General features: G+C 71.9%; 29 protein-coding genes. 9 read left to right on the forward strand and 20 right to left on the reverse strand.

From position 1 onward, the window contains the following. Positions 1-77: 77 nt before the first annotated feature. From ftsH to dacB, 5 genes are all read right to left on the reverse strand, one after another. Positions 78-2,090 carry an ATP-dependent zinc metalloprotease FtsH gene (gene ftsH / locus K7396_RS16060; RefSeq protein ID WP_086718892.1) on the reverse strand — a complete coding sequence of 671 codons (2,013 nt, stop codon included), beginning with the start codon at positions 2,088-2,090 and terminating at the stop codon, positions 78-80. Between the two features lie 289 nt (positions 2,091-2,379). After that, complete coding sequence (gene hpt / locus K7396_RS16065) at positions 2,380-2,919, reverse strand: hypoxanthine phosphoribosyltransferase (RefSeq protein ID WP_030077134.1); 540 nt, start codon at positions 2,917-2,919, stop codon at positions 2,380-2,382. Between the two features lie 85 nt (positions 2,920-3,004). After that, positions 3,005-4,063 (reverse strand): tRNA lysidine(34) synthetase TilS, encoded by a 1,059-nt coding sequence (tilS, locus tag K7396_RS16070; RefSeq protein ID WP_086718893.1) that lies wholly within the window; start codon positions 4,061-4,063, stop codon positions 3,005-3,007. Positions 4,064-4,253: 190 nt separating this feature from the next. Then, positions 4,254-5,402 (reverse strand): zinc-dependent metalloprotease, encoded by a 1,149-nt coding sequence (locus K7396_RS16075; RefSeq protein ID WP_086718895.1) that lies wholly within the window; start codon positions 5,400-5,402, stop codon positions 4,254-4,256. Between the two features lie 308 nt (positions 5,403-5,710). Further along, the gene (dacB, locus tag K7396_RS16080; protein WP_086718896.1) at positions 5,711-7,306 is read right to left on the reverse strand and encodes a D-alanyl-D-alanine carboxypeptidase/D-alanyl-D-alanine endopeptidase; all 1,596 of its coding nucleotides are present in this window, start codon (positions 7,304-7,306) and stop codon (positions 5,711-5,713) included. 86 nt (positions 7,307-7,392) lie between these two features. Between dacB and K7396_RS16085 the strand changes: the two genes are divergently transcribed. Then, positions 7,393-7,887 (forward strand): inorganic diphosphatase, encoded by a 495-nt coding sequence (locus tag K7396_RS16085; protein ID WP_030077125.1) that lies wholly within the window; start codon positions 7,393-7,395, stop codon positions 7,885-7,887. Positions 7,888-8,040: 153 nt separating this feature from the next. On the opposite strand, the gene K7396_RS16090 is transcribed toward K7396_RS16085, so the two are convergent. Then, positions 8,041-9,780 carry a threonine/serine exporter family protein gene (locus K7396_RS16090; RefSeq protein WP_086718900.1) on the reverse strand — a complete coding sequence of 580 codons (1,740 nt, stop codon included), beginning with the start codon at positions 9,778-9,780 and terminating at the stop codon, positions 8,041-8,043. A 376-nt stretch (positions 9,781-10,156) separates the two neighbouring features. Continuing rightward, positions 10,157-10,855: a DedA family protein gene (locus K7396_RS16095; RefSeq protein ID WP_152104639.1), complete on the reverse strand. Its 699-nt coding sequence runs from the start codon at positions 10,853-10,855 to the stop codon at positions 10,157-10,159. A gap of 207 nt (positions 10,856-11,062) precedes the next feature. Between K7396_RS16095 and K7396_RS16100 the strand changes: the two genes are divergently transcribed. After that, the gene (locus tag K7396_RS16100) at positions 11,063-11,431 is read left to right on the forward strand and encodes a YbjQ family protein (RefSeq protein ID WP_086718289.1); all 369 of its coding nucleotides are present in this window, start codon (positions 11,063-11,065) and stop codon (positions 11,429-11,431) included. Between the two features lie 63 nt (positions 11,432-11,494). Here K7396_RS16100 and K7396_RS16105 read toward each other — a convergent pair whose 3' ends face one another. Further along, the gene (locus K7396_RS16105; protein ID WP_086718288.1) at positions 11,495-12,253 is read right to left on the reverse strand and encodes a MerR family transcriptional regulator; all 759 of its coding nucleotides are present in this window, start codon (positions 12,251-12,253) and stop codon (positions 11,495-11,497) included. 115 nt (positions 12,254-12,368) lie between these two features. Between K7396_RS16105 and leuE the strand changes: the two genes are divergently transcribed. The 3 genes from leuE (at position 12,369) to K7396_RS16120 (ending at position 15,244) form a co-directional block, all read left to right on the forward strand. Continuing rightward, positions 12,369-13,031, forward strand: a complete 663-nt coding sequence (leuE, locus tag K7396_RS16110; protein ID WP_086718287.1) for a leucine efflux protein LeuE — start codon at positions 12,369-12,371, stop codon at positions 13,029-13,031. A gap of 157 nt (positions 13,032-13,188) precedes the next feature. Next, positions 13,189-13,812, forward strand: a complete 624-nt coding sequence (wrbA, locus tag K7396_RS16115; RefSeq protein ID WP_086718286.1) for an NAD(P)H:quinone oxidoreductase — start codon at positions 13,189-13,191, stop codon at positions 13,810-13,812. A 16-nt stretch (positions 13,813-13,828) separates the two neighbouring features. Further along, a complete protein-coding gene (locus K7396_RS16120) occupies positions 13,829-15,244 on the forward strand; it encodes a glutamate decarboxylase (protein WP_086718285.1) in 1,416 nt (471 codons plus the stop codon). Here the strand turns inward: K7396_RS16120 and K7396_RS16125 are convergent. The 4 genes from K7396_RS16125 to K7396_RS16140 all read right to left on the reverse strand — a co-directional run bounded on the left by K7396_RS16125 (position 15,241) and on the right by K7396_RS16140 (position 18,845). Next, the gene (locus K7396_RS16125) at positions 15,241-15,678 is read right to left on the reverse strand and encodes a hypothetical protein (protein ID WP_223660013.1); all 438 of its coding nucleotides are present in this window, start codon (positions 15,676-15,678) and stop codon (positions 15,241-15,243) included. The genes K7396_RS16120 and K7396_RS16125 overlap by 4 nt on opposite strands. 60 nt (positions 15,679-15,738) lie before the next feature. Continuing rightward, complete coding sequence (locus K7396_RS16130) at positions 15,739-16,284, reverse strand: DinB family protein (protein WP_086718284.1); 546 nt, start codon at positions 16,282-16,284, stop codon at positions 15,739-15,741. 155 nt (positions 16,285-16,439) lie between these two features. Next, positions 16,440-17,897: an aldehyde dehydrogenase family protein gene (locus tag K7396_RS16135; protein ID WP_086718283.1), complete on the reverse strand. Its 1,458-nt coding sequence runs from the start codon at positions 17,895-17,897 to the stop codon at positions 16,440-16,442. Between the two features lie 84 nt (positions 17,898-17,981). After that, positions 17,982-18,845, reverse strand: coding sequence for a helix-turn-helix domain-containing protein (locus K7396_RS16140; RefSeq protein WP_086718282.1), 864 nt, complete (start codon positions 18,843-18,845; stop codon positions 17,982-17,984). 313 nt (positions 18,846-19,158) lie between these two features. On the opposite strand from K7396_RS16140, the gene K7396_RS16145 reads away from it, so the two are divergent. Beyond that, positions 19,159-19,641 (forward strand): ATP-binding protein, encoded by a 483-nt coding sequence (locus tag K7396_RS16145; RefSeq protein WP_086718281.1) that lies wholly within the window; start codon positions 19,159-19,161, stop codon positions 19,639-19,641. A 94-nt stretch (positions 19,642-19,735) separates the two neighbouring features. Here K7396_RS16145 and K7396_RS16150 read toward each other — a convergent pair whose 3' ends face one another. The 5 genes from K7396_RS16150 to rpmG form a co-directional block, all read right to left on the reverse strand. Continuing rightward, positions 19,736-19,975: a DUF397 domain-containing protein gene (locus K7396_RS16150; RefSeq protein WP_086718280.1), complete on the reverse strand. Its 240-nt coding sequence runs from the start codon at positions 19,973-19,975 to the stop codon at positions 19,736-19,738. A gap of 399 nt (positions 19,976-20,374) precedes the next feature. Next, on the reverse strand, positions 20,375-20,611 hold the full coding sequence (rpsR, locus tag K7396_RS16155; protein WP_086717258.1) for a 30S ribosomal protein S18: 237 nt from the start codon (positions 20,609-20,611) through the stop codon (positions 20,375-20,377). Positions 20,612-20,699: 88 nt separating this feature from the next. Beyond that, positions 20,700-21,848 carry a CobW family GTP-binding protein gene (locus K7396_RS16160; RefSeq protein WP_086717259.1) on the reverse strand — a complete coding sequence of 383 codons (1,149 nt, stop codon included), beginning with the start codon at positions 21,846-21,848 and terminating at the stop codon, positions 20,700-20,702. Then, entirely contained in the window at positions 21,848-22,102 is a 255-nt protein-coding gene (locus K7396_RS16165) for a type B 50S ribosomal protein L31 (protein WP_086717260.1), read from the reverse strand. The genes K7396_RS16160 and K7396_RS16165 overlap by 1 nt, the downstream gene beginning before the upstream one ends. Before the next feature lie 5 nt (positions 22,103-22,107). After that, positions 22,108-22,272 carry a 50S ribosomal protein L33 gene (gene rpmG, locus K7396_RS16170; RefSeq protein WP_052861459.1) on the reverse strand — a complete coding sequence of 55 codons (165 nt, stop codon included), beginning with the start codon at positions 22,270-22,272 and terminating at the stop codon, positions 22,108-22,110. Positions 22,273-22,345: 73 nt separating this feature from the next. Between rpmG and rpmB the strand changes: the two genes are divergently transcribed. The 3 genes from rpmB (at position 22,346) to tatA (ending at position 23,206) form a co-directional block, all read left to right on the forward strand. Continuing rightward, positions 22,346-22,582 (forward strand): 50S ribosomal protein L28, encoded by a 237-nt coding sequence (gene rpmB, locus K7396_RS16175; protein WP_086717261.1) that lies wholly within the window; start codon positions 22,346-22,348, stop codon positions 22,580-22,582. Beyond that, entirely contained in the window at positions 22,582-22,887 is a 306-nt protein-coding gene (gene rpsN, locus K7396_RS16180; RefSeq protein WP_086717262.1) for a 30S ribosomal protein S14, read from the forward strand. Before rpmB ends, rpsN begins: the two co-directional genes overlap by 1 nt. 112 nt (positions 22,888-22,999) lie before the next feature. After that, positions 23,000-23,206: a Sec-independent protein translocase subunit TatA gene (gene tatA, locus K7396_RS16185; protein ID WP_086717263.1), complete on the forward strand. Its 207-nt coding sequence runs from the start codon at positions 23,000-23,002 to the stop codon at positions 23,204-23,206. A gap of 36 nt (positions 23,207-23,242) precedes the next feature. Here the strand turns inward: tatA and K7396_RS16190 are convergent, their stop codons facing one another. The 3 genes from K7396_RS16190 to K7396_RS16200 form a co-directional block, all read right to left on the reverse strand. Further along, positions 23,243-24,088: a nitrilase-related carbon-nitrogen hydrolase gene (locus tag K7396_RS16190; protein WP_086717264.1), complete on the reverse strand. Its 846-nt coding sequence runs from the start codon at positions 24,086-24,088 to the stop codon at positions 23,243-23,245. A gap of 307 nt (positions 24,089-24,395) precedes the next feature. After that, complete coding sequence (locus tag K7396_RS35815) at positions 24,396-24,986, reverse strand: chaplin (protein WP_086717265.1); 591 nt, start codon at positions 24,984-24,986, stop codon at positions 24,396-24,398. Positions 24,987-25,120: 134 nt separating this feature from the next. After that, positions 25,121-25,516: a rodlin gene (locus K7396_RS16200; RefSeq protein ID WP_086717266.1), complete on the reverse strand. Its 396-nt coding sequence runs from the start codon at positions 25,514-25,516 to the stop codon at positions 25,121-25,123. Positions 25,517-25,707: the final 191 nt, after the last annotated feature.

The raw sequence follows: 25,707 nt of genomic DNA on the forward strand, positions 1-25,707 counted from the left end.
TGAAAAGCGAAAAACCGCGCCCCCCAGGCTAAACCTGGAGGGCGCGGCGCGTATTCCGGGGCCCGGGGGCCGCGGGGTCAGCTCTCGGGGTGCTGCTCCTCGGGGGTCTCCGCCTTCTCCGTGGAGACGGTGGCGGTCGTGGTCACCGAGCCGTTGGCCGGGGCCAGCTCGCGCGGCGTGAGCACCGGCGGGCGGCTGGAGGGCGTACGGCGCGAGGAGCCGGTCCACGCCGGGCGGGCCGGGCGCTTGACCACGTGCTTGAAGAGTTCGGCGATCTCCTCCTTGTTGAGGGTCTCCTTCTCCAGCAGCGTCAGCACCAGGTTGTCCAGCACGTCGCGGTTCTCGACCAGGATCTCCCACGCCTCGTTGTGCGCGGTCTCGATCAGGCGCTTGACTTCCTCGTCGACCAGCGCGGCGACCTCTTCGGAGTAATCGCGCTGGTGACCCATCTCACGGCCCAGGAAGGGCTCGGAGTTGTCGGTGCCGAACTTGATCGCGCCGAGCCGCTCGGTCATGCCGTACTGCGTGACCATCGCGCGGGCCGTGGCGGTGGCCTTCTCGATGTCGTTCGCGGCGCCCGTGGTCGGGTCGTGGAAGACCAGCTCCTCGGCCGCGCGGCCGCCCAGCATGTACGCCAGCTGGTCGAGCATCTCGTTGCGGGTCGTGGAGTACTTGTCCTCGTCGGGCAGGACCATGGTGTAGCCCAGGGCCCGGCCGCGGGACAGGATCGTGATCTTGTGCACCGGGTCGGAGTTCGGGGAGGCCGCCGCGACCAGGGCGTGTCCGCCCTCGTGGTACGCGGTGATCTTCTTCTCCTTCTCGGACATGATCCGGGTCCGCTTCTGCGGGCCGGCCACGACGCGGTCGATCGCCTCGTCCAGGAAGTGGTTGTTGATCAGCTTCTCGTCGCTCCGGGCCGTCAGCAGCGCGGCCTCGTTGAGGACGTTCGACAGATCGGCACCGGTGAAGCCGGGGGTGCGCTTGGCGACGGCCGAGAGATCGACGTCCGGCGCGACCGGCTTGCCCTTCTGGTGGACCTTGAGGATCTCCAGGCGGCCCTGCAGGTCCGGACGGTCGACGGCGATCTGCCGGTCGAAGCGGCCGGGGCGCAGCAGCGCCGGGTCGAGGATGTCCGGACGGTTGGTCGCGGCGATCAGGATCACGCCGCCCTTGACGTCGAAGCCGTCCATCTCGACCAGCAGCTGGTTGAGGGTCTGCTCGCGCTCGTCGTGGCCACCGCCCAGGCCCGCACCGCGGTGCCGGCCGACGGCGTCGATCTCGTCGACGAAGACGATCGCGGGGGCGTTCGCCTTGGCCTGCTCGAAGAGGTCACGGACCCGGGAGGCACCGACACCGACGAACATCTCGACGAAGTCGGAGCCGGAGATCGAGTAGAACGGGACGCCCGCCTCGCCGGCGACGGCGCGCGCGAGCAGCGTCTTGCCCGTTCCGGGCGGGCCGTACAGCAGCACGCCCTTGGGGATCTTGGCGCCGACGGCCTGGAACTTCGCCGGCTCCTGGAGGAACTCCTTGATCTCGTGGAGCTCCTCGACGGCCTCGTCCGACCCGGCGACGTCCGAGAACGTCGTCTTGGGGGTGTCCTTGGTGATCAGCTTCGCCTTCGACTTCCCGAAGTTCATCACCCGGGAGCCGCCGCCCTGCACCTGGTTCATCAGGAACAGGAAGATGACCACGATGGCGACGAAGGGCACGAAGGAGATCAGCATCCCGACGAACGGGTTCTGCTTCTCCGGCGAGACGGTGTACCCGTCCTTGATGTCGCCGGTCTGGTACTTGGCCTGCAGGTTCTTCGCCAGATCGACGCCCTGGTCGCCGATGTAGCTCGCCTGGATCTTGTTGGAGCCGTCGATCTTGTTGGAGCCGGAGAGCTCGATCTTGATCTTGTTCTCGTCACCGGTCGTCAGCTCGGCGGACTTCACCTTGTTGTCAGCGATCGCCTTGACGACCTGACCGGTGTCCACCGTCTTGTAGCCGCCGGACGAGCCGACGACCTGCATCAACACGACCACGGCGAGGACGGCCAGCACGATCCACATGACCGGCCCACGGAAGTATCGCTTCACGTCCATCCATACGGAGCCGCTGAGGCCCCGTCCCTCCTGCCACAGTGAGGCACAACGCCCTCGGGAGGGCTGGTCGTGCGTTGCGTACGGTGTATTACTGGCCCGAATAAAGAACTGCCTTCGGACGGTACCCCAGCATTGTCACCCGGCGCCTGCGCCGAGGGTGAACACGAAGCCGAGGATTCCGTTCTCCCTGCTCCAACGGCGGGCGGCCCCGAAGGGTTCCCGCCGCCGCGCGGCAGCCGGTTCCGGGCCCCGTCCGGCCACGCCGGCCGGACGGGCACGGGCAGTGCCCTCAGCCGCCGTAGACGTGCGGCGCGAGAGTACCGACGAACGGCAGATTGCGGTACTTCTCCGCGAAGTCCAGGCCGTACCCGACCACGAACTCGTTGGGGATGTCGAAGCCGATCCACTTCACGTCGATGGCGACCTTGGCCGCGTCCGGCTTGCGCAGCAGCGTGCAGACCTCCAGCGAGGCCGGCTCGCGCGAGCCGAGGTTCGACAGCAGCCACGACAGCGTCAGACCGGAGTCGATGATGTCCTCGACAATCAGGACGTGCTTGCCCTTGATGTCGGTGTCGAGGTCCTTGAGGATGCGGACCACGCCGGAGGACTGGGTGCCCGCGCCGTACGACGACACGGCCATCCAGTCCATCGTGACGGGGGTGGACAGCGCGCGCGCCAGGTCCGCCATCACCATCACGGCACCCTTGAGGACGCCGACGATGAGCAGGTCCTTGCCCGCGTACTCCGCGTCGATCTTCGCCGCCAGCTCCGCCAGCTTCGCGTCGATCTCTTCTTTGCTGATGAGTACCGACTGAAGGTCGGAACCCATGTCCTTGTCGTCCACCCGTGCCACTCTCGCTCTGTTCGGTGTTCGCGTCAGTCGTGAGACTTCGGTGCGGGGCAGCGTCTGCGGCTCAGCCCTGCCGAATCACCAGTCTGCCACCCTGCCGTCGCACACCTACTCGCCCGGGGAGGTTGATGGCCCCCTGACCCCGCCAGGCCGTGATCAGCCGGTCGACTTCCTCGATGTGGCGGGCGAAGAGCGAACCGGCCGGTGATCCGGCGGCGATGACGGCCCGGCGCAGCACCCGGCGGCGCACGGCGGGGGGCAGGGCGAAGAGGGCGGCGATGTCGAGGGTGCCGGCGTCGTCGAGGACCGCGCCCTCCGCGTCGGCGGCCCAGGCGTCCAGGGCGTCGGCATCGTCGCGGGAGAGCTGGGCGGTACGGGCCAGGGCCTCGACGACGCCCTTGCCGAGGGCCTTCTCCAGGGCGGGCAGGCCCTCGTGGCGGAGCCGTGAGCGGGTGTAGGCGGGGTCGGCGTTGTGCGGGTCGTCCCAGACGGGCAGCGACTGGATCAGGCAGGCCTTGCGGGCGGTCTGGCGGTCCACGTCGAGGAAGGGCCGGCGGTAGCGGCCGTCCCTGCCGCTGGTCGCGGCCATGCCGGAGAGCGAGCGGGTCCCCGAGCCGCGGGCGAGACCGAGCAGCACCGTCTCCGCCTGGTCGTCGCGGGTGTGGCCGAGGAGGACCGCGGCGGCGCCGTATCGCTCGGCGGTGGCGTCCAGGGCGGCGTACCGGGCGTCGCGGGCGGCGGCTTCCGGCCCGCCGGCCGGCCGCCCGCCGCCACCGCGGTGCACGGCGCCGTGCGCCACCGGGTGGGAGCTGCCGACGTGGACGGCGACGACCTCGACCGGGTCCAGCCGCAGGGCCCGCAGCCGCAGGGCGACCTCGGCGGCGCGGAGGTCCGAGCCCTCCTGGAGGCCGTGGTCGATGGTGACGCCCCCGGCGCGGACCCCGAGCTTGGGGGCCTCGAAGGCGAGAGCGGAGGCGAGCGCCATCGAATCGGCGCCGCCGGAGCACGCGACGAGCACGAGCGGGGGCTCGTGCCGGTCCTGCGCGCAGTGGTGGGTGAGGACGTCGTGGAGTACGCGGCGGACCGCCAGGCGTATCGCGGCGACCGCTGGATGGGGACCCATGTCCGTTTCCAATCGTTCAGCTGGGAGCCTCGGGCCGGTGAGGGCTCTTCGTCACACAGAGTGCCTAGATGGTGACAGAGGCGAGCGGTTCCCCGAGCATTGCACGCCTATCCATCCGTAACGGTCCCTCAGACGGGTGATTGAAGGGGCGCGCTACTGCCACCCGGCGTGCCCAGCTCACGCCGTTCGCTTACGGTGCCCCGTCCGCCTTGCGGTGCACCCGCGCGATCCAGTCCGCCGGTTTCGCGATCTCCTGTTTGGTCGGGAGGGTGTTCGGCGAGGTCCACACGCGGTTGAAGCCGTCCATGCCGACCTCGTCGACGACGGCGCTGACGAACCGCTCGCCGTCGCGGTACTGCCGCAGCTTGGCGTCCAGGCCCAGCAGCCTGCGCAGCGCCTGGTCCAGCCGCCCGGCGCCGCTGGCCCGGCGCCTTTGGAACTTCTCGCGGATCTCGGCGACCGACGGCACGACCTCCGGCCCCACGCCGTCCATCACGAAGTCGGCGTGGCCCTCCAGCAGGGACATCACCGCGGTCAGCCGGCCCAGGATCTCGCGCTGGGCGGGCGTCTGGACGAGATCGACGAGGGAGCGGCCGCCGTCGTCCTCGCCCTCCTCGCCCTCGGGCTTGGCACCGGCCAGCGACTGGGCGGCCTCGCGCAGCCGCTCCAGGAGGGCGCCCGGATCGATGTCCGTCTCGCCGAGGAACGCCTGGATCTCGCCCTCGATGTGGTCGCGCAGCCACGGGACGGCGGTGAACTGGGTGCGGTGGGTCTCCTCGTGGAGGCACACCCACAGCCGGAAGTCATGCGGCTCGACCTCCAGCTCGCGCTCCACGTGCACGATGTTCGGCGCGACCAGCAGCAGCCGCCCGCCCTGCGCCGCGGCCGGCAGGTCCCGGGAGGCCGGTGCGAAGGTCTCGTACTGGCCGAGGACCCGCGAGGCCAGGAACGACAGCAGCATGCCCAGCTCCACGCCGGTGACCTTGCCGCCCACCGCGCCGAGCACCGCGCCGCCGGGCACCGCCGAGCGGCGGTCCTCCATCTTGGCCAGCAGCGGCTTGAGCACGGCCCGGAAGCCGGCGACGTTCGCCTTGATCCAGCCGGGCCGGTCCACGACGAGGACCGGGGTGTCGTGCGGCACGTCGCCGGTCTCGTCGGACTGTGCCATCCGCGTGAAGGCACGGACGTGCGCCTCGGAGGACTTGGCGTGCCTGCGCAGCTCGGCGACGATCGCGCGCGCCTCGTCCCGGCTCACCTCCGGGCCCGGCCGCACGAAACGGGTCGCGGTCGCGACCGCGAGATTCCAGTCGACCATCTCGGTTCCACCGATGCTCGTCATGAGTTCACCGTACGTGGGCGCATGCCCCGGGGGTAGCCGGTTCGCTGCGCTTTGCCTCCGCCCCCACATGCTCGGCTTTCCCGCCGTGGGAGTTGTCCGCCGTCGCGCCTGCGGCGGGCCGGGCCGCTGCGCGGGGCTGTCGGCGTGCGGTGACGGGCCTCCGGGGCAGGGGGTCCGGACTGCTTCGCTTTACGTCCGGACCCCCTGCCCCTCCGGCCCGTCCCCTCCCGTGGTGGGTGGGGAAAAGCGTGGTGGTGGGACCCCTCGGTGGGCCGGTTGGCCCCTTGGCGGCCGGGGTCTCTCCGGTCCTAGCGGCACCCGCAATTGGCTACCGCCGAGGCAAGTTTGTCCAAGGCGTTCTGGGCCCCCTGGGGGTCACTCGTGCCGGTGGTCATGAAGGAGAAGACGAGGAGGCGGCCGTCGGCGTCGACGACGGTGCCGGCCAGGGTGTTCACGCCGGTGAGGGTGCCGGTCTTGGCGCGTACGGCGCCGGCGCCGGCGCTCTGGCCCCGGTAGCGGTTGCTGAGGGTGCCGGTGAAGGCGGCGACGGGGAGGCCGGTGACCACGGGGCGCAGGGCGGGCAGGTCGGGTGAGGAGGCCCGCAGCAGGAGGTGGGAGAGCAGCGAGGCGGTGACCTTGTCGTCGCGGTCCAGGCCGCTGCCGTCCTCGAACACGGCGCCGGTCAGGGGCAGGTGCTGGCGGGCGAGGGCGGCGCGGACGGCCTTTCCGGCGCCGGCGAAGCTGGCGGGCTGCCGCGCGGCGAGGGCGGTCTGGCGGGCCAGGGCCTCGGCGATGTCGTTGTCGCTGTAGGTGAGCATCCGCTCGACGAGCGCGGACAGCGGCAGGGAGCGGACAGTGGCGAGCCGGTCGGCCTTCTTCGGTGCCTTGGCGGCGGCCGGGTCGCCGTCGACGGTGATGCCTCGGGCGTGGAGCAGGCCGGCGAAGGCGCGTGCCGCGTCGTGGGCCGGGTCGGCGCCGCGGGGGGCGGTGCCGTGCTCGCTGTCGTCGAGGCGCGCCTCGTCGGTCATCAGGGCGGTGACGGGGGCGATGTTCTCGTTCGGGCCGATGGGGTGCAGGGCGGGGCCCGCGTAGGCGCTGGTGTCGTAGCCGAGCGCGACCTTGGTGAGGTGGCGCTTCTTGAGGGCGCGGGCGGTGGCGTCGGCGAGGGCGCGCAGGTTCGCGGGCTGTTCCTCGGCGCCGTGCCGCGGGGCGCGGGCGGTGAGCGTGGGGTCGCCGCCGCCGACCAGGACGACGCGGTTCTTGCCGCCCAGGACGACGGTGGTGTCGATGCGGTGGTCGGGGCCGAGCGCGGAGAGCGCGGCGACGGCGGTGGCGAGCTTGACGGTGGAGGCGGGGGTGGCGGCCTTGCCCTGGTCCTCGCCGAAGACCTCGCGGCCCGCGGCGACGTCCAGGACGGAGGCCGTGCGCACGGAGCCGAGCGCGGGGTCCTTCAGCAGCGGTGCGAGCGCGTCGGCCAGGCCCGCGTCGGTGGGGACGGGGGCGGCGCCGCGGCCCGCGGAGCCGGGCGCGGGGGCGCCGAGCGCGGGCAGCACGGGCGGGGCGCTGGGCGCCGGGCCGGGGCCGGCGGCGTGATGCTCGCCACTGGCACCGTCCATCGAGCCCGCCTCCGCGCGCTCGGCCGTACGCTGACCCGAGTCCCACGGCCCCGCCGCCGCCACCGCGGTGAGCGCGACCGCCAGGCCGGTGGCCGCGGAGACCGCCGTGAGCCGCCAGGTCTGCCGGGTGTGGTGTGGTGCGGCCTGCCAGGCATGCCGCGCGGCCCCGGCCGTGCGCCTGGCCGCGTCGGCCGTGCTCTGCGCCGACCGGACCGCCGCGAGCGTCGCCGCCCGCGCGGACCGCTGCGCCGACTGCCATCTGACCTGCCATTTTCCGGTCTCCGGCACCTCGGACCAGCCCCTTTCGCCACCACACACCTGCGTGGGGGACACTTAATCACCAGACGTATGTGTTGATCATGGAGGAGCCACCCGTGGAGTTCGACGTCACCATCGAGATCCCGAAGGGTTCGCGGAACAAGTACGAGGTGGACCACGAGACCGGTCGGATCCGCCTGGACCGTCGACTCTTCACCTCGACCAGCTACCCGGCCGACTACGGCTTTGTCGAGAACACCCTGGGCGAGGACGGCGACCCGCTGGACGCGCTGGTCATCCTGGACGAGCCGACCTTCCCCGGCTGCCTCATCAAGTGCCGCGCCATCGGCATGTTCCGGATGACGGACGAGGCCGGCGGCGACGACAAGCTGCTGTGCGTGCCGGCGTCCGACCCGCGTGTGGAGCACCTGCGGGACATCCACCACGTGTCGGAGTTCGACCGCCTGGAGATCCAGCACTTCTTCGAGGTCTACAAGGACCTGGAGCCCGGCAAGTCCGTCGAGGGCGCCAACTGGGTCGGCCGCACCGAGGCCGAGGCCGAGATCGAGGCCTCCTACAAGCGCCTCGAGGCGCAGGGCGGCAAGCACTGACGACGGCCGTGGCGTCCCGGCGTGCGGCGGGCTCTCTCTGACCGCGACGCGCCGGGCTCCGCGCGCTGATTTTCGTACGCGAACGGGCGGCACCCGGTTGGGTGCCGCCCGTCGTGCGTGTCGGGGCCGGTGGGCGCTGCACCGGCCGCCGGCCTAGAAACCGCGGGTGCGCTTGGCGGCGCGGCGGCCGGTGCCGGCCTCCTCCAGGCCCGGTGCCCGCAGGAACAGCCGGGCGACCTCGGCGCCGAGGTTGACCCCCACCGCGATGGCCAGCGCCAGCGAGGCGGCCTGGACCAGGGACGTCAGGCCCTGCGGCAGGTGCCCCTGGGCGAAGTTGAGCAGGCCGAAGTACGTGGCGCTACCGGGCAGCAGCGGGCCGATGGCCGCGGTGACGTACGGCAGCGCGGACGCGTAGCGGTAGCGGGAGAGCAACTGGCCGAAGAGGCCGACCAATCCGGCCGCGATGGCGGTGGCGGGCACCGCGTTTATCCGGGCGACGTAGGTGAGCGCGCCGTACACCACCCAGGCGACGCCGCCGTTCAGGGTCGCGAACGCCACGGTGTGACGTTCCTGCTGGAGCAGCACGCAGAACGCCAGCGCCAGCAGCATCGCCGCGAGGATCTGCACCAGCGGCTCGTTGTACGACCCCAGGGACTGCTCGGGGTTGAGCCGCCGCAGGCCCGGGTTCAGCTGCAGACCGATGTAGAGCACGCTGAGCACGCCGACGACAATGCCGACGATGAGGTAGCCGACCTCCAGCAGACGCGCCGCGGCGGTGATGTAGTAGCCGGTCAGCCCGTCGTGGACGCCGGCGACCAGAGCCCGTCCCGGGATCAGCGCGAACAGTCCACCGGTGATCACCGCGGACGCCTGCACGTTGGCGTGCGCCAGGCCGAAGGCGACGCCCACCGCGGCGGGCGGCATCGCGGCGACCACGAACTGGTAGAACTCCGGCAGCCCGCGCGCGGACGCCAGCCAGGCCAGCCGGTCGCCGAGCATCGAGCCGACCGCGGCCGCGACGAACACCAGCATCCCGCCGCCGACCAGCATGGAGGCGGCACCGGACAGCAGCCCGGAGGCCACCGTCAGCGCCCAGCTCGGGTAGGGGTGGCGGTTACGGCGGATCTCGGCGAGGCCGCGGTAGGCCTCTTCGAGGGTGATGCCCTCGGAGGCGATGTCGTCGACGAGCCGGAAGACCGCGGACAGCCGGTTGTAGTCGACGCCGCGGCGGCGCACCGTGCGGCTGGCGGTGACCGGGTCGTCGACCAGCGACGGCTGGTAGGAGATCGACAGCAGGGTGAAGGTGACGGTCGGCTCGACGCGCTCCAGCCCGTAGGCGTGCGCCACACCGAACATCGCGGCCTCGACGTCCTCGGCGCCCTCGCCGCCGGCGAGCAGGATCTCCCCGATACGCAGCGTCAGGTCGAGCACGCGGGGCACGGCCGGGCCGGTCTCGTCGTCGGCCCGCTCGACGCGTTCGGGGACCGGCCGCTCCCCCACCGGCATCCGGAGCATCGTGCGCATCCGGTCCTGCCAGGGCGCCTCCTTGGTGAGGCGGACGGCGGGGATGCCGTGCGGCGGGGTGAAGGCGTAGCTCAGGGCGGTGGAGCCGGCGGGCATCGGGGTCTGGCCGGTGGTCCCGCTGGGCGGCGCGAACGCCGAGCCCTCCTGTTCGGCCGGGGTCTCCGAGCGCAGCCCCGAGGGCAGCGCGAACTCGGAGGTGGGGTGCTCGTCCTCGGGCAGCGGCGGGTAGGGCACGCCCAGCGGCGGGGTGAAGGCGCTGTGGGCCTCGTCCGACTGGGGCTTGCGCTCCTCGGAACCGCTCTGGTCCGAGGAACCGCTGCTGCCGCTGCCGCTCGTGCCGCGCTGGCCGCGGTGTGGGTCCGACGCCACGGGTCTTCGCTCTCCTCGTAAGCCTCCTGACGGATGACAAGGACACGATGCCTGATGGGGACGGGCGGCGCGTGCGCGGGGGCGCGGTTTTCGGCCCGCGGGTCGTTTGCGCTTTGCGGGTGGAGCACGGTGTCGGCTTTCCCGCCGTGGGGGTTGCTCGCGGTATTTCGCCCGCTGACGCGGTGCGCCCTCCGTGGCGCCTGCGGCGGGCGGTGCCGCTGCGCGGGGCTGTCGGGGTGCGGTGACGGGCCTGCGCGGGTGGGGTGCCGGACTGCTTCGCTTGACGTCCGGCACTCAACCCGCTCCGGCCCGTCACCTCCCGTTGGGGGTGGGTGAAAGGCCGGTGGGGGTATCGGTGGGTGGGTTTCCGTGGGGGTCAGCGCTTGGCGTGGCGGCCGCGGCGGGTGTCGGGGGCGGTCTGCGGGTGGTCCAGGGGGGCCGGGGCGGGGTCGTTCTTGGCCTTGCCGCGGGCGCGGAGGTATTCGATGGCGATCGGGACGACGGAGACCAGCACGATCGCGACCAGGATCAGCTCGATGTGCTTGTGGACGAACGCGACCTTCCCCAGCGACGCCCCGAGGAGGGTGACGCCGGCGCCCCACAGGGCGCCGCCGATGAGGTTGAAGGTGATGAAGGAGCGGTAGTTCATCCGGCTCACACCGGCGATGATCGGCGTGAAGGTCCGTACGATCGGCACGAAGCGGGCCAGGATCAGCGACTTGGGGCCGTGCTTCTCGAAGAACTCGTGCGCCTTCTCTACGTTCTCCTGCTTGAAGAGGCGGGAGTCGGGCCGCTTGAACAGCGAGGGGCCGACCTTGCGGCCGAAGAGATAGCCCGCCTGGTCACCGAGCACGGCGGCCAGCACGACCAGGGAGCACACCAGCCACAGCGGCCGGTCCAGCTTGTTCGTCGTCACCAGCAAACCGGTGGTGAACAGCAGCGAGTCGCCCGGCAGGAAGAAGCCGATCAGCAGGCCGGACTCCGCGAAGACGATGACCAGGACGCCGACCAGGCCGAATGTGGCGATCAGATAGTCCGGATCCAGCCACTGGGGGCCGAGCGCGAGAGTGTTCACGGGGTGAAGGCTCCTGGGTCGAGGGCGCCGGATCGTGCGGTGCGACGAGCGAAGCGACGAGGGTGCAGGCGCGGGTGCGGCCCCAAGCTATCAACGCCGGACGGCTCCGGGTGGTTCCAGGCGGGCCCCGGGGCCCCACCCGGGCGCCCCCGACCACTGGCCGCTCCCGGGGGACCGGGTGATGCTGACCGGAAGGAGGTGCACAGCATGGGCATCGATGAGTACGGCGGCGGACAGCGTGCGCAGTCCGACGTGCTGGTGGTGACGACCAACGACGTCCCGGGGTTTCACGTGGAACGCGTCATCGGCGAGGTCTTCGGCCTGACGGTGCGCTCGCGCCACCTCGGCAGCCAGATCGGCGCGGGCCTGAAATCGATGATCGGCGGCGAGCTGCGGGGCCTGACGAAGACCCTGGTCGAGACGCGTAACCAGGCGATGGAACGGCTGGTGGAGCAGGCCCGCTCACGCGGGGCGAACGCGGTGCTGATGTTCCGCTTCGATGTCACGGAAGCCGCGGACGTGGGCACCGAGGTGTGCGCCTACGGGACGGCCGTGGTGCTCTCCCCGCAGGGCTGAGCCCCGGGCGGGCCGGGCGGCGCGCCGTACGGGCCGGGGGCGCGCTTCCCCGGCCCGTACGGATCACAGGTGGCGGACGGCGTTGGCCAGCATCGCGTCGCGCATGTAGACCGCGAGGCCCGGCCTGATGGCCTCGTAGTGGGCGGTGAACCGCGGGTCCGTGACGTACATCTCACCGAGCCCGCTGTGCATCTCGTGGCCGCAGTCGTAGTACGCCCCGCCGATGAACCGCCGGTGCTCCTCCGCGACCTCCATGGCCGCCTCGGAGTCGGCCGGCACGCCCCGCGCGAGCAGGTCCGCCATCCTGCGGTGCAGGGCGTCGAACTCCGCCGTCAGCCGCTGCCAGTCCTCCTTGGTGTGGGCGGCCGTCCTGCGCCGCGATTCCCGGTAGGCGTCCGTGCCGCCCCAGCGTTCCTCGGCCTCCGCGGCGTGCGCGTCGGGGTCGAAGTCCCCGAAGACCTCGAACTTCTCCTCGGGTGTGAGCCGTACCTTCATCCTGCGTGCCTCCATCGCGTGTTCGACGGCCGCGGCCATCTCCTGGAGTCTGCCGATCCGTCCGGTCAGCAGCTCGTGCTGGCGCCGCAGATGCTCCTGCGGGTCGGCGTGCGGATCGTCCAGGAGGGCCGCGACCTCGTCGAGCGGAAAGCCGAGCTCCCGGTAGAAGAGGATCTGCTGCAGCCGGTCCAGGTCGTCCTCGTCGTAGCGCCGGTGACCTGCGTGGTTGCGGGCACCGGGCGGCAGGAGCCCGATCTCGTCGTAGTGGTGCAAGGTGCGCACCGTGACCCCGGCGAAGGCGGCGACCTGCCCTACCGAATAGCTCACTTCCGCTCCCTTCTCGGTACGCGCTCCACGATCCGCCCTCACCTCGCGTGAGGTGCAAGTCCGCATCATGAAAAGCCGGTGAGGCGGCGCGCGGGGGGATGAGATCCTGCCGCACATGCTGGGGATAACGGACTTGTCGACCTATCTGGTGGGCGTCGCGCTGATCATTCTGCTGCCGGGCCCGAACTCGCTGTACGTCGTCTCGGTGGCGGCCCGGCGCGGCCCGCGGGTGGCCTACCGGGCGGCGGCCGGGGTGCTGTGCGGCGACACGGTGCTGATGACGCTGTCGGCCGGCGGGGTGGCCTCGCTGCTGCAGACCAGCCCGGTACTGTTCGCCGTCGTGAAGTTCGCCGGCGCGGGCTATCTGACCTGGCTGGCGGTCGGGATGCTGCGCGGCGCCTGGGCGCTGTGGCGCGGCCGGGAGGTGCGCCGGGCCGAGCGGGACGGGGCGCCCGCGGCGCCGAAGGAGACCGTGGAGCGGCCGTACCGCAGGGCGCTGGTGGTCAGCCTGCTCAACCCGAAGGCGATCCTCTTCTTCATCTCCTTCTTCGTGCAGTTCGTCGACCCGTCCTACGCCCATCCGGTGCTGTCGTTCCTGACGCTGGGCGCCTGGGCGCAGTTGTTCAGCTTCACGTACCTGTCGGTGCTGATCTTCAGCGGCACGTTCCTGGCGGCGACCTTCCGCCGCCGCAAGCGGCTGACGGCCGGGCTGTCGGCGGGCGCGGGCGCGGCGTTCCTCGGCTTCGCGGCGAAGCTGTCGCTGGCCGGCACGAGCTGAGCCGGGCCGCGGCGGGCGGCCAGGGCGCGGCGCGGGACGGATACGGGCGGGTGGCGGTCCCTCGGGGCGGCCGCCCGCCCGTCGCGCTTCCACTGGGTGAACCCTGGAGGCCACCCACCCCCTATGCCCTTATTGTCGGGTTTCAGGAGGTGTGTCGATGCCCGTGCACGATGTGAAGGTCGCCGTCATCTACTACTCGTCGACGGGCACCATCGCCGAGCTCGCCCGGCTGATCGCGGACGCCGCCGAGCACGCCGGGGCCGATGTGCGGTTGCGGCGGGCCGCGGAACTCGCCCCGCAGACCGCGATCGACGCCAACCCCGCCTGGGCGGCGAACGCCGCGGCCACCGCCGACATCATGGAGGCCACCCACGAGGACATGCTCTGGGCGGACGCGGTGATCTTCGGGACCCCGACCCGCTTCGGAAACGTCTCCTCGCAGCTCAAGCAGTACATCGACACCCTGGGCGGCCTCTGGCAGCAGGGCCGGCTGGCCGACAAGGTCTACAGCGGCTTCACCGCGAGCGCCACCCGGCACGGCGGCCAGGAGTCCACCCTGCTCGCGCTCTACCAGACCGTGCACCACTTCGGCGGCATCCTCGTGACGCCGGGCTACACCGACCCGGCGAAGTTCACCGACGGCAACCCCTACGGCACCTCCCACGTCGGCGGCCCGGACACCCCGCCCGACGACGACGCACGCACCGCGGCCCGCATCCAGGCAGAGCGCGTGGTGACCTTCACCAAGGCCGTCAAACACGGCCTTTCACCGGCCAGTTGACGGGTAGAGGCGACAGATGACTCTGCACAAAGGCGCATCGGCATCCGACCGCAAGCACATCGGGCACCCGGTCAATCCCTTCTACGGCGAGGCCGATCCGGTCGCCGGCATGGAGGCCGCCCCGCCGCGGCACACCCTGCCCGACGGCCCGGTCTCCCCGCGCACCGCCTACCAGTTCGTGCACGACGAGCTGATGCTGGACGGCAACTCCCGGCTCAACCTGGCGACCTTCGTCACGACCTGGATGGAGCCGCAGGCCGGCGTCCTGATGGCGGAGTGCCGGGACAAGAACATGATCGACAAGGACGAGTACCCGCGCACCGCCGAACTGGAGAAACGGTGCGTGGCGATGCTCGCCGACCTGTGGCACGCGCCCGACCCGGCAGCCGCCGTCGGCTGCTCCACCACCGGGTCCAGCGAGGCCTGCATGCTCGCGGGCATGGCCCTCAAGCGGCGCTGGATGCAGCGCAACAAGGACCGCTATCCGGCCACCGCCCGCCCCAACCTCGTCATGGGCGCCAACGTCCAGGTGTGCTGGGAGAAGTTCTGCAACTTCTGGGAGGTCGAGGCCCGCACGGTCCCGATGGAGGGCGACCGCTTCCACCTGGACGCGCCCTCCGCCGCCGCGCTGTGCGACGAGAACACCATCGGCGTGGTGGCGATCCTCGGCTCGACCTTCGACGGGTCCTACGAGCCGGTGGCCGAGATCTGCAAGGCGCTCGACGCGCTCCAGAAGGACAAGGGCTGGGACATCCCGGTCCATGTGGACGGCGCGTCCGGCGCCATGATCGCGCCGTTCCTCGACCCGGACGTGATCTGGGACTTCCGCCAGCCGCGGGTCGCCTCCATCAACACCTCGGGCCACAAGTACGGCCTGGTCTACCCGGGCGTCGGCTGGGCGCTGTGGCGCGACACGGAGGCGCTGCCCGAGGAGCTGGTCTTCCGCGTGAACTACCTGGGCGGCGACATGCCGACCTTCGCGCTCAACTTCTCCCGGCCCGGCGCCCAGGTCGCCGCGCAGTACTACACCTTCCTCCGCCTCGGCCGGTCCGGCTTCCGTGCCGTGCAGCAGGCGACCCGCGACGTGGCCCGCTCACTGGCCGAGCGGATCGGCGCGATGGGCGACTTCAGGCTGCTCACCCAGGGCGACGAGCTGCCGGTCTTCGCCTTCACCACCACCGACGACGTCACCGCCTTCGATGTCTTCGACGTCTCCCGGCGGATGAAGGAGCGCGGCTGGCTGCTCCCCGCCTACACCTTTCCGCCCAAGCGCGAGGACCTCTCCGTCCTGCGGGTGGTCTGCCGCAACGGCTTCTCGATGGACCTCGCCGACCTCTTCATCTCCGACCTGGAACAACTGCTGCCCGAACTCCGGCAGCAGCCCGAGCCGCTGCAGCGCCCGGCGAACGTCGCCACGGCGTTCCACCACTAAGGGGCGCCGTTCGCCGGGCCCGCCTGAAGGGTGTCGTTCGCGGGGCCCGCCGTCTCCCGCGGGGCCGCGCCCTTCGCCGTGTCCGGATGCTCCGGCCCCTCGCCCGGCACCGGGGCGCGCGGCTCGCCCTCGCCGGCGAAGACGTACGCCCCGCCCGCGATCCGCTCGATCAGCCCGCGCGTCCACGCCGCGTCGCTGTCCGCGGCGTGCAGCCACAGGTCCATGACCTCGCCGAGGTGGCCGGACGCTTCCCCGGGCGTGCCGTACGCGGCCACCCCGCGCCGCCACTCCCGCAGCGCGTGGTAGACCGAGCCGGGCCCGGCGCGGGACCACGCCCGGTCGCCCCCGTAGTCCAGGTCGCCCCGCACCTGGTAGCCGTGCGCCCGGCCGCGCCGCCGCACGGCGCCCAGGACCAGCAGCCGGATCGCCGACATCGTCACCTCTGTCCCGTGCGCCCCCTGCCGCCAGCCTAGGGCGGCCCGGCCGCCTCCCCGCTACACCTGGGCCTTGCGCTCCTCGTCGACCAGCTCGAAGGCCGTCTTGCCGTCCAGGGACTCACGGATGATGTCGGCGTGGCCGGCGTGCCGGGCCATCTCCTCGATCAGGTGCAGCAGCAGCCAGCGCATCGACTGCCGGGCCCCGTCCGGGAACCAGGGCATCGCGGGCAGCGGGAAGGTGTCGTTCAGGCTCGGCACGGAGCGGATGAACTCCTCCGTGCGCCGCGCGACGCCGTCCCAGAACTCCAGCACACCGGCCGGCGTCTCGCCGTCCTCCAGCCGGAAGCTCAGGTGCCAGGTCTCCGGCGTCCGGGCGACGGAGCGCGGCCGCTGCTGCGCGGTCTCCAGCCAGCCCTGCTCGGTCTCCGCGGCGTGCTTGACCAGCCCGGCCAGCGACAGCTCGCTGGCGCTCGGCCGCTCGGCGGCCTGCGCGTCGGTCAGCCCCATGAGCGCCCGCCGCAGCCCGCCGCGCTGGGCCTCCAAGAAGGCCAGCAGCGCGCCGGCCTCGTCGCCGTAATCCTCGGCCAGAACGTGAGTGGGCATGAGATCCGCCTTTCCTGACATCCCTCGGCGGCCGGCTGTACGCCGTCCGCCTTCCGACATCACTCAAGGTAGGAGCCCTTGCGGTCAGCCACTGTCCGCAACTCGCGGACCGGGCCCCCCGGATCGGTCCCGCCCGCCCGGACGGGACCCGCGGCTCAGAACGGGAACCGCGACCGCCCGTGCTGGATGGAGATCCACTTGGTGGTGGTGAAGGCCTCCACCATCGCGTCGCCGTTCAGCCGCCCCACCCCGGAGCTCTTCGCGCCGCCGAACGGCACGATCGGCTCGTCGTGCACCGTGGCGTCGTTGACGTGGAACATCCCGGTCTCGATGCGCTTGGCGAACCGCACCCCGCGCTCGATGTCGGCGGTGTGCACGGCACCGCTCAGCCCGTACGGCGTCGCGTTGGTGAGCCGCACCGCCTCGTCGTCCCCGTCGAACGGAACCAGCACCACGACGGGCCCGAACATCTCCTGCCGCAGCAGCGGGGAGTCCTCCGGCAGCCCGCTCAGCACGCTGGGCGCCACCAGGGTGCCGCGGGTCTCGCCGTGCAGCAGCGCCGAGGCGCCGTCGGCGACCGCCCGCTCCACCAGCGAGGTGATCGCCTCGGCCTGCCCCTCGTTGATCAGCGGGCCGATGTGGGTCCGCGGGTCGGTGGGGTCGCCCACCTTGAGGGCCGCGACCCGGGCGACGAACTTCTCGGTGAACTCCTGCTCCACCGAGCGGTCCACGAGCACCCGGTTGGCGGCCATGCAGACCTGGCCCTGGTGCACGAAGCGGCTGAAGACGGCGGCGTCCACCGCGTAGTCCACGTCGGCGTCGTCGAGGACGACCAGCGCGCTGTTGCCGCCCAGCTCCAGCACCGTGTGCTTGAAGTGGGACGCGGCGACCGTCGCGACGTGCCGGCCGACCTTCTCGGAGCCGGTGAAGGAGATGGTCTTGGGCACCGGGTGCTCGATGAGCGCGTCGCCGATCTCGGCGATGTCGGTGACGACGACGTTCAGCACGCCCGCCGGCAGCCCCGCCTCCTCGAAGATCCTGGCGACCAGGCCGCCGCCGCACACCGGGGTGTTCTGGTGCGGCTTGAGGACGACGGCGTTGCCGAGCGCCAGGGCCGGCGCGACGGACTTCAGGGACAGCAGGAAGGGGAAGTTGAAGGGGCTGATCACGCCGACGACGCCGACCGGCAGGCGGTAGAGGCGGTTCTCCTTGCCGTCGATGGGCGAGGCGAGGATGCGGCCCTCGGCGCGCAGCGCGAGCTGGATCGCCTCCCGCAGGAACTCCCTGGCCAGGTGGAGTTCGAAACCCACCTTGGTGCGGGTGCCGCCGACCTCGGCGGCGATGGTCTCGGCGAGTTCCGCCTCGCGGTCGTCGATGATCCGCAGCGCCCGCTCGAAGACGGTCCGCCGGGTGTACGGATTGGTGGCGCCCCACTCCCGCTGGGCGCGCTCGGCGGCGCGGTATGCCTGGTCGATCTCCTCGACCGTGGCGACGGGTATGGAGGTCAGCTTCTCGCCGTTGTACGGATTGAAGTCGACGATGTCCCAAGAGCCGCTTCCGGAGCGCCACTCGCCGTCGATGAACTGATACGCCAACTCGTCGAAGTAGGACATGTCATCCCGATCTGGAGAACAGGGCGCTCAGGGCGCCGCATTGGGGGGTGCTGACTCCTGATGGTGCGCCATCCTACCGACGCGTCACATCAGTTGGAGCAGACCACGCAAGAGGTCCCTGGTCTCGTCCGGATTCGGCCCCTCTTCCTGGAGGCGGTCCATCACCCGCGCGTACTGGGCCACTTCTTCGGGCTTGTCCACATAGAGCGCGCTCGTCAGCTGCTCCAGGTAGACGACGTCGGGCAGGCCCGACTCCTGGAAGCCGAGCATCGTGAAGGCGCCGCTCTCGCCGGCGTGCCCGCCCAGGCTGAAGGGCATCACCTGCAGCCGCACGTTGGGTCTCTCGGAGATGTCGATCAGATGCTTCAACTGCTCGCGCATCACGGACCGTTCGCCGTACGGGCGGCGCAGCGCGGCCTCGTCGAGCACACAGTGGAACTGCGCCGACCGCTCGGTCACCAGCAGCTTCTGGCGCTCCATCCGCAGCGCCACCCGGCGCTCGATCTCGGCGGGCCCGGCGTCCGGCATGCCCCGTCTGACGACGGCCTGGGCATAGCCCTCGGTCTGCAACAGCCCGTGCACGAACTGGACTTCGTAGACACGGAGGAGGGAAGTGGCTCCTTCCAGTCCCACATACGTCTGGAACCAGCCGGGCAGCACATCGGTGTAGCTGTGCCACCAGCCGGCGACATTCGCCTCGCGCGCCAGCGACAGCAGCGCCTCACGCTCCTGGGCGTCACCGACGCCGTACAGCGTGAGCAGGTCCTCCACATCCCGTGCCTTGAAGCTCACGCGGCCCAACTCCATGCGGCTGATCTTCGATTCGGACGCACGGATCGAGTAGCCGGCCGCCTCACGGGTTATCCCGCGCGATTCACGCAGCCGACGGAGCTGCGACCCGAGCAGGATCCGCCGCACCACCGACCCGCTCGACTCACTTGCGGACACCTCTCAGACCCTCCTGTGACCCCACCCCGTCCAACAGTGGGCCGCAGTCTGCCACGTCCGGGCTTCGTTGAGTGCTCATCCGGTTACGGATGTGTGAGGCCCCCGCAAGCCCTCCACAGGAGTGGACGGGAAGAATTCGGAACGAAACGGTCCGGTCTGGCGCAATCGCGGCACGTGCACGTGCATCTGCCCTTGCATCTGTCCCGCGCATTGGGAACCATAGGCGTCGCACGCATGCACGCTCGTGAAAGATCCGCCAGATCCGGCTGACCGGCCAGGGTCATGACGTCCGCGAACGCCAGGAGTGCCTCGCATGGGGACCAAGGTTTTGACCATGCTCGAGCCGTTATGGCAGGGCTTTCCTCCCGTCGACCCCTTGGCAGTCTCCGGCTCCGCGTCCCGCACCCTCCCACCGCGCTACGAATCGGTGCGCTGCGCACGGGCGTTCACGCGCGAGACCCTGCAGGGCTGGGATCTTGACGATCTCTTCGACTCGGTCGCCCTCGTGGTCTCCGAGCTCGTCACCAACGCCCTGCGGCACGCGATCCTGGCCGCTCCGGAGCACCACGACGCCACCCCGCCCGCCCGGCTGCATCTGATGCGCTGGTCCTCCCGGCTGATCTGCGCCGTACGGGACCCGAGCGACGACTCACCGGTCGCCGGCGAGGCCGATTCCGCCGCGGAGTCGGGCCGGGGGCTCTACCTCGTGGACTCCTTCAGCGACAGCTGGGGCTGGCATCCGCTGGCCGGCGCCGCCCACGGCAAGATCGTGTGGGCGCTCTTCCGGCTGCCGTAGCCGTGCCGCACACCGGGCGCGCCGTCACGTACGGGCGCCCGGTCGCCGTGTGCGGGCGGGGACCCGCGACGGCCGCCGGGACACCCGCGGGCGCTCAGTCCCGTACGAGGTGGTCGAACTCCCCGTCCTTGATGCCGAGCAGCATCGCCCGGACCTCGGCCGGCGTGTAGACGAGCGCGGGGCCGTCCGGGAAGCGGGAGTTGCGCACCGCGATGTCACCCCCGGGCAGCTTGGCGAACTCCACGCAGGAGCCCTGGGAGTTGCTGTGCCTGCTCTTCTGCCACGCCACATCGCGGAGATCCGTGGCGGCCATGCCGTTGTATGCGTGGAGCACAGGGGTCTCCCGGTGATAAATGGTGTCAACTGCCCGGGAGCATAGCTGCGTTCTCGTGCGGATGCATGCGCAGATGCACGTGCACGACAGCCGGTGCAGAGCCGGTCACAGCTCGTCGAGCACCCCGGCCGCCCCCTCCCCCGGCGCCGCCCGCCGCCCCTCGCACCAGGTGGGAACGGGCCCACCCCCCGGTACGGATCACCGGGCCCGGAGCCCTCACGGACAGGGAAGAGACGTGCGCCACGCACCACGGGTTCCCGGCCCCGGGCGGACATCCGGCCCGACGCGCCCGCCAGGCGTTCGCCGTACAGCCGTGAGGTCCCCTGCGCCTCATGCACAGGGGACCTCACGCCCGTCACCGGAGGGCACCGTCACCAGGGGCGGCTCAGCAGGCGGCCGTCACCGTGACGCGTACGGGAGCAGCGCCATCTCCCGTGCGTTCTTGATGGCCCGGGACACCTGCCGCTGCTGCTGCGCGCTGATCCGGGTGACGCGCCGGCTGCGGATCTTGCCGCGGTCCGAGAGGAACTTCCGCAGCAGTTCGGTGTCCTTGTAGTCGATGTAGGTGACGCCCGCCGCGTCCAGCGGATTGCGGCGGGGCGGGGGTGTCCGGCGCGGGTCGTGCCGACGGGGCATGGGAGCTTCCTTGTGCGAGGTGGGGGCGTACGGATGCGGACGGGCCGGGGAGGCCGGCTCACCTGCGGGCGGGGCGGTCGCGGCCGCCTCACGAAACGGGGTCGAGGAGGGCGTCGAAGGCGGGCGGCAGCCGCTTCCAGGCCGACCGGCCGCCGGCGTACTCGGCGTCGGTGAGCAGGCAGGACTCCAGCAGCGAGGCGAGGGCCGCGCGGTCCAGGTCCGGCGAGGTGAAGACCAGGTGCTGGGTGCGGTCGCCGTGCTCGGGGTGCCAGTCCAGCGCGGCGGCGGCCCGGCGCATCGGCGGCACCATCTCCCAGGCGGCGTCCGGCAGCGCGGCCAGCCACGGGCCGGTGTTCTCCACGCACAGCGCCCCGCCGGCCGCGTCCCACGACAACAGGGTGTCCGGGCGGTCGGCCAGCCAGAACCGGCCCCGGCTGCGCGCGGCGGCGCAGGTCAGGTCCTCCAGCGCGCGGTAGAGCCGCTCGGGGTGGAAGGGCCGGGTGTGCTGCCACACGAGCGTGCCGACCCCCTCCGCCTCGGCCTCCTGCGGCAGCAGCGCACAGGCCGGGTGCTGGCGGGCGGCGGCAGCCCCCACATCGAATCCGGCCATCGCGGCGGCCGCCAACTCCCCCGACGCGACCGGGATCTGCCGCGCCGTCGGATGCAGCTGGTCGAGCAGCGCGAGGTCGGCGGGCTCCGCCGCCTCCTCCCCCGTGGCGATCGCCAGCACGGGCGCGTATTCGAGCTGGCGCGCCCAGGTGTCGGCGACCGTGCGCTGGTCGGAGGCCGCGGCGGCGAGACCGGCCTCGGCGAGGTCGTCACCGCAGCCGAGGTAGGGCAGCAGCAGCGCCGGGTCGACGGCGGTGATCACCCCCGTCAGCGCGAAGTTCTCACTCCCGCACGCGGTGACCACCTCGGCCATCGCCTTGGGCTCGACCGAGTCCCACAGTTCGACGACGGCCAGCCGGCAGGTGCGCCCGGCGGCCAGCCGCTCCAGCTCGGGCACCAGGTCCTCGCGCAGCGCACAGCAGGCGCAGTCGTTGACCAGCGGCGCCGAACCGGAGTCGAGGGTGCCGCCCGCGTCGCGGACCGTGCGCCGCACGGTGCCCTCGGCGGCGGAGGCGAGGTCGTGGTGGAGGGCGACGCTGCCCGGGACGGTGTGCAGCAGCCGCTCGACGGCGGCCTGCCGCGCCTCGGCGTGCAGGCCGCCGACCAGGACGACGTGGAGGCGCTCCATCAGCGGGCCCCGCGCGAGCCGTAGCGGCGCTCGAACCGCTCGACGCGACCCGCGGTGTCCAGCACCCGGGCGGTGCCCGTGTAGAAGGGGTGGCTCGCCGAGGAGATCTCGACGTCGATGACGGGATAGGTGCGGCCGTCCTCCCACTCGACCGTCTGCTCACTGCTGGCGGTCGAACGGGTCAGGAAGGCGACGCCGGCGGCCCGGTCGCGGAAGACGACCGGGCCGTAGGCGGGGTGGATTCCGGGCTGCACGGTGCTCAGCGCTCCTCTCGGAAGGTCACGTGGCGGCCGGCCACCGGGTCGTACTTGCGCAGTTCCAGGCGGTCGGGGTCGTTACGGCGGTTCTTGCGGGTCACGTAGGTGTAGCCGGTACCGGCGGTGGACCGGAGTTTGACGACCGGGCGTAGTTCGTTGCGGGCCATGGGGCTAGTATACGGAAATGGTTTCCATTTTCAATAGGCTCCGACCAGGGGCCCCGACCGGAAGGACCGCACCATGTCCGCCCACTGCCAGCTGACCGGCCGCGCGCCGGGCTTCGGCAACTCCGTCTCCCACTCGCACCGGCGCACCCCGCGCCGCTTCGACCCCAACATCCAGCGCAAGCGCTACTGGCTGCCCAGCGAGGGCCGGCACATCCGCCTCACCCTGAGCACCAGGGGCATCAAGACCGTGGACACGATCGGCATCGAGGCGGCCGTCGCCCGCATCCGCGCCCGGGGGGAGAAGGTCTGATGGCCAAGCAGAGCAAGATCGCCAAGAACGAGAAGCGCCGCGCCACCGTCGCCCGCTACGCGGCCCGGCGCGCCCTCCTCAAGGCCGTGATCCGCAGCCCGCACACGCCCGAGGAGGAGCGCACCGCCGCCCGGCGCGAACTCTCCCGCCAGCCGCGGGACGCCAGCGCCACCCGGATGCGCAACCGCGACAGCGTCGACGGGCGCCCGCGCGGATACCTGCGCGCCTTCGGGCTCTCCCGCGTACGGCTGCGCGAGCAGGCGCACGCCGGGTACCTGCCGGGGGTCCGCAAGGCGAGCTGGTAACCGCGCCGCCGGCCGTCCGGCCCCGGGGCACCCCCTGGACCGGACGGCCGGAACCTTCGGGTAATACTGGACAGAACGTCCGCCGGCCCACCCGACGAAAGCGAGCGCGCCCATGCTCCGCAACGCCTTCGAACCCTGGCACCTGATCCTGATCATCGCGGTGCTCGTGCTGCTCTTCGGCTCGAAGAAGCTGCCCGACATGGCACGCGGCCTGGGCCGCTCGATGCGCATCCTCAAGTCCGAGGCCAAGGCCCTCAAGGACGACCGGGCGACCGAGCCGGCCGAGGCGCCCCGCGCGGAGTCCGCCGCCCGCCCCTGAGACCGGGCCCGCCGCCGGGCAGGGACCGCCGGTCCCTCAGTGGTCGCCGCCCTCGTCGATCAGCCGCCGCACCTCGCGGTCGATCAGCCCCAGCCGGGCCTCGGCGACCAGCGGCACCGCGCGGCGCTGCCGCCGCGCCTCGGCAAGATCGATCTCGACGGTGATCAGCGAGGGCTCCCACTTCGGCGCCTGCGCCACCACCGCGCCCCGCGGGTCCACCACCCGTGAGCCGCCCCAGAACGCCGCGCCGTGTTCGTTGCCCACCCGGTTCACGAAGACCACCCAGCACTGCAGCATCTTCGCCGTGTAGGACAGCAGGGTGTCCCAGTACAGGCCGGTGTCCATCGCCTCCGGGTCCAGGCTCGCCGCGCTGTTCGTGGGGATGAACAGCACCTCGGCGCCGTCCTGCACCGCCAGCCACGGCAGCGTCGGCTGCCAGGCGTCGTTGCACACCAGCGTCGCGCCCCGCCCGCCGCTCCTGGCCCGCTTCAGCTCGTACGCGCGCAGCGACTGCCCCGGGCTGACGTGCTTGCGCTCCTCCCAGGCCAGGTAGTTGGGGAGGTAGAGCTTGCGGTGGGCGTGCACCAGCGCGCCGGCCGCGTAGTGCGCCGCGGTGTTGTACGCGCGCAGGCTGGTGTGCTCGTGGAAGCCGACCAGCACATCGGGGCCGAGGGTGCTGAGCTCCAGCAGCCGCTCGTCGTTGGCCTCCAGGGACTCGTCGCGCTTGAGCGCCCCCAAGTGGTAGCCGTGCAGGCTCAGTTCGGGGAAGACGACCAGATCCGCGCACTGCGCCGCCGCCTGCTCGATCTGCTCACGGGCGATGGCGAGGTTGGCCGCCACCTCGCCCAGGACACAGTCCGTCTGCGCCAGCGCAACGAGCATGGCCCCACCTCATCGACGCATTGCTTTTGCGGCTTTCACCCCAATTTTGCCAGAGGCCGCGGCAAGCGGCACGGTCCCGCGGCGCTGCCGGCTCCGCCCCGCTTCGAACGCCCCGCCCACCGTTTCCCACCCCTGAGCGAAAGAACGATCCTTCCCGTGCCGGAGAAGGCCCTCACCCGTTGATCCGCACGATCCGTCGTACGTCCCGCAGGGCGCCTTCCAGCCGCAGCGCCGCCCTGGCCCGCGGTCGGCCGGCCGCGGTCGGGCCGACCGGCGATGCCGACGGGCGGCCCGACCGGACGCCGGCTCATCGGCGCCGCGTACCGGACCTGCGCAGCAGCAGCGCCCCGCCCATCAGCAGCCCGCCGCCCGCACCGGCCAGCATGGCGAGTTCGCCGGGCCCGGTGGACGCCAGGAGCCCGGGGTCCGCCGGCATCCCGGCGCGCTTCGCGGCGCCCGCCCGCGCGGACCGCGGCGCGGGCACCGTCCCGGACTCCACCGCGGGCCCGTGGGCATGCCGGGGCGCCGTCCTGGCCGGCGTCCTTTCCCGCTGCGGCGCCGGGGCCGCGTGCTTCGGGGCCGGCCCCGGGCCCTGCCGGTGGGACACCAGGGGCGGCGGTGCGCCGGTCCCGGGCCGCCGGGCGGCCGCGAGCGCCGCGCCGTTCCCGCACGAGGCCCCCATAGCCGGGTTGAGGGCCGCGCCCGCGTCGGCCGAGTTGCCGCACACAGTGACCGGGGTGTCCACGGCCACCTGGATGTGGTTCCCGGAGAGCACCCCGGGAGAGTGCGCCGTGCCACCCCCGGCGCCGGCATCCGCGTACGCCACGCCGCCGCCCGCGCCGAGCGCGCCCGACGCCGCCGCTGCCACGACCGCCCACGTCTTCAGGCTCTGTCGCATCCCTCGTCCTCCTCGGCAGTCAGTGCAATACGCCCCGGCCGCCCGCGCCACGCACACGACCGGGCGGCCGGCAGCACATACGCGGCGCCGGCCGCCCGGGGGCACAAGCGGTGAACGGCCGGGGCCGTCGGCCGTCAGCGGTTGCCGACGCCGTTCCCGGACAGGACCGGGATGTCGTCGAGGATGTGCGACAGCGGCTCGTCGCCCTTGGCCTGCGTCGAGTTGTGGGCGCACTGCTGGTTCTGCGGCGACGACAGGATGTTGAGGTCCTGGGCCTGGATCGGGGAGAGGGCCTGGACGTTGACCTTGCCCAGTCCGAGGCACAGGTCGTTCAGCGAGCCCTGGACGAGACCGAGCTGGGTGCTCAGGTCACCGCGCGTGGTGGAGTTGCCGTAGACCGACGCCGCCCCGTTTCCGTTGACCGTGGTGGTGCCGTGCTGGTCACCGATCGCCATGGCCTCAGGAGCGGCCGCAGCGGACATACCGATCAGCGACGCCGCCACAGCCGCGCCCGCCATCATCTTCTTCATCACGCAAACCCTTCGGAGAAGAAGCTCCCGACACGGGAGCCCGGTTTGAACAACCCGCTGTGGCGGTTCGAGTTCTGCACCATCACCCGAATAGCCGCTACCGGGACCTCCGGAATTCCCGGTCCGCGCTTTCCGCTGCCGCTCTCGCCTCCATACGCGTACCGACAATGCGACTTATCGCGCAGGGGCAC

The sequence above is a fragment of the Streptomyces angustmyceticus genome, assembly GCF_019933235.1.
GTDB lineage: Bacteria > Actinomycetota > Actinomycetes > Streptomycetales > Streptomycetaceae > Streptomyces > Streptomyces angustmyceticus.

What these genes read in the sequence shown, in the direction of transcription:
- ftsH (WP_086718892.1), bottom strand. Translation starts at nt 2,090, where the DNA reads ATGGACGTGAAGCGATACTTCCGTGGGCCGGTCATGTGGATCGTGCTG.
- hpt (WP_030077134.1), bottom strand. Translation starts at nt 2,919, where the DNA reads ATGGGTTCCGACCTTCAGTCGGTACTCATCAGCAAAGAAGAGATCGAC.
- tilS (WP_086718893.1), bottom strand. Translation starts at nt 4,063, where the DNA reads ATGGGTCCCCATCCAGCGGTCGCCGCGATACGCCTGGCGGTCCGCCGC.
- K7396_RS16075 (WP_086718895.1), bottom strand. Translation starts at nt 5,402, where the DNA reads ATGACGAGCATCGGTGGAACCGAGATGGTCGACTGGAATCTCGCGGTC.
- K7396_RS16100 (WP_086718289.1), top strand. Translation starts at nt 11,063, where the DNA reads ATGGGCATCGATGAGTACGGCGGCGGACAGCGTGCGCAGTCCGACGTG.
- leuE (WP_086718287.1), top strand. Translation starts at nt 12,369, where the DNA reads ATGCTGGGGATAACGGACTTGTCGACCTATCTGGTGGGCGTCGCGCTG.
- wrbA (WP_086718286.1), top strand. Translation starts at nt 13,189, where the DNA reads ATGCCCGTGCACGATGTGAAGGTCGCCGTCATCTACTACTCGTCGACG.
- K7396_RS16120 (WP_086718285.1), top strand. Translation starts at nt 13,829, where the DNA reads ATGACTCTGCACAAAGGCGCATCGGCATCCGACCGCAAGCACATCGGG.
- K7396_RS16125 (WP_223660013.1), bottom strand. Translation starts at nt 15,678, where the DNA reads ATGTCGGCGATCCGGCTGCTGGTCCTGGGCGCCGTGCGGCGGCGCGGC.
- K7396_RS16130 (WP_086718284.1), bottom strand. Translation starts at nt 16,284, where the DNA reads ATGCCCACTCACGTTCTGGCCGAGGATTACGGCGACGAGGCCGGCGCG.
- K7396_RS16135 (WP_086718283.1), bottom strand. Translation starts at nt 17,897, where the DNA reads ATGTCCTACTTCGACGAGTTGGCGTATCAGTTCATCGACGGCGAGTGG.
- K7396_RS16145 (WP_086718281.1), top strand. Translation starts at nt 19,159, where the DNA reads ATGGGGACCAAGGTTTTGACCATGCTCGAGCCGTTATGGCAGGGCTTT.
- rpsR (WP_086717258.1), bottom strand. Translation starts at nt 20,611, where the DNA reads ATGCCCCGTCGGCACGACCCGCGCCGGACACCCCCGCCCCGCCGCAAT.
- K7396_RS16160 (WP_086717259.1), bottom strand. Translation starts at nt 21,848, where the DNA reads ATGGAGCGCCTCCACGTCGTCCTGGTCGGCGGCCTGCACGCCGAGGCG.
- rpmG (WP_052861459.1), bottom strand. Translation starts at nt 22,272, where the DNA reads ATGGCCCGCAACGAACTACGCCCGGTCGTCAAACTCCGGTCCACCGCC.
- rpmB (WP_086717261.1), top strand. Translation starts at nt 22,346, where the DNA reads ATGTCCGCCCACTGCCAGCTGACCGGCCGCGCGCCGGGCTTCGGCAAC.
- rpsN (WP_086717262.1), top strand. Translation starts at nt 22,582, where the DNA reads ATGGCCAAGCAGAGCAAGATCGCCAAGAACGAGAAGCGCCGCGCCACC.
- tatA (WP_086717263.1), top strand. Translation starts at nt 23,000, where the DNA reads ATGCTCCGCAACGCCTTCGAACCCTGGCACCTGATCCTGATCATCGCG.
- K7396_RS16190 (WP_086717264.1), bottom strand. Translation starts at nt 24,088, where the DNA reads ATGCTCGTTGCGCTGGCGCAGACGGACTGTGTCCTGGGCGAGGTGGCG.
- K7396_RS35815 (WP_086717265.1), bottom strand. Translation starts at nt 24,986, where the DNA reads ATGCGACAGAGCCTGAAGACGTGGGCGGTCGTGGCAGCGGCGGCGTCG.
- K7396_RS16200 (WP_086717266.1), bottom strand. Translation starts at nt 25,516, where the DNA reads ATGAAGAAGATGATGGCGGGCGCGGCTGTGGCGGCGTCGCTGATCGGT.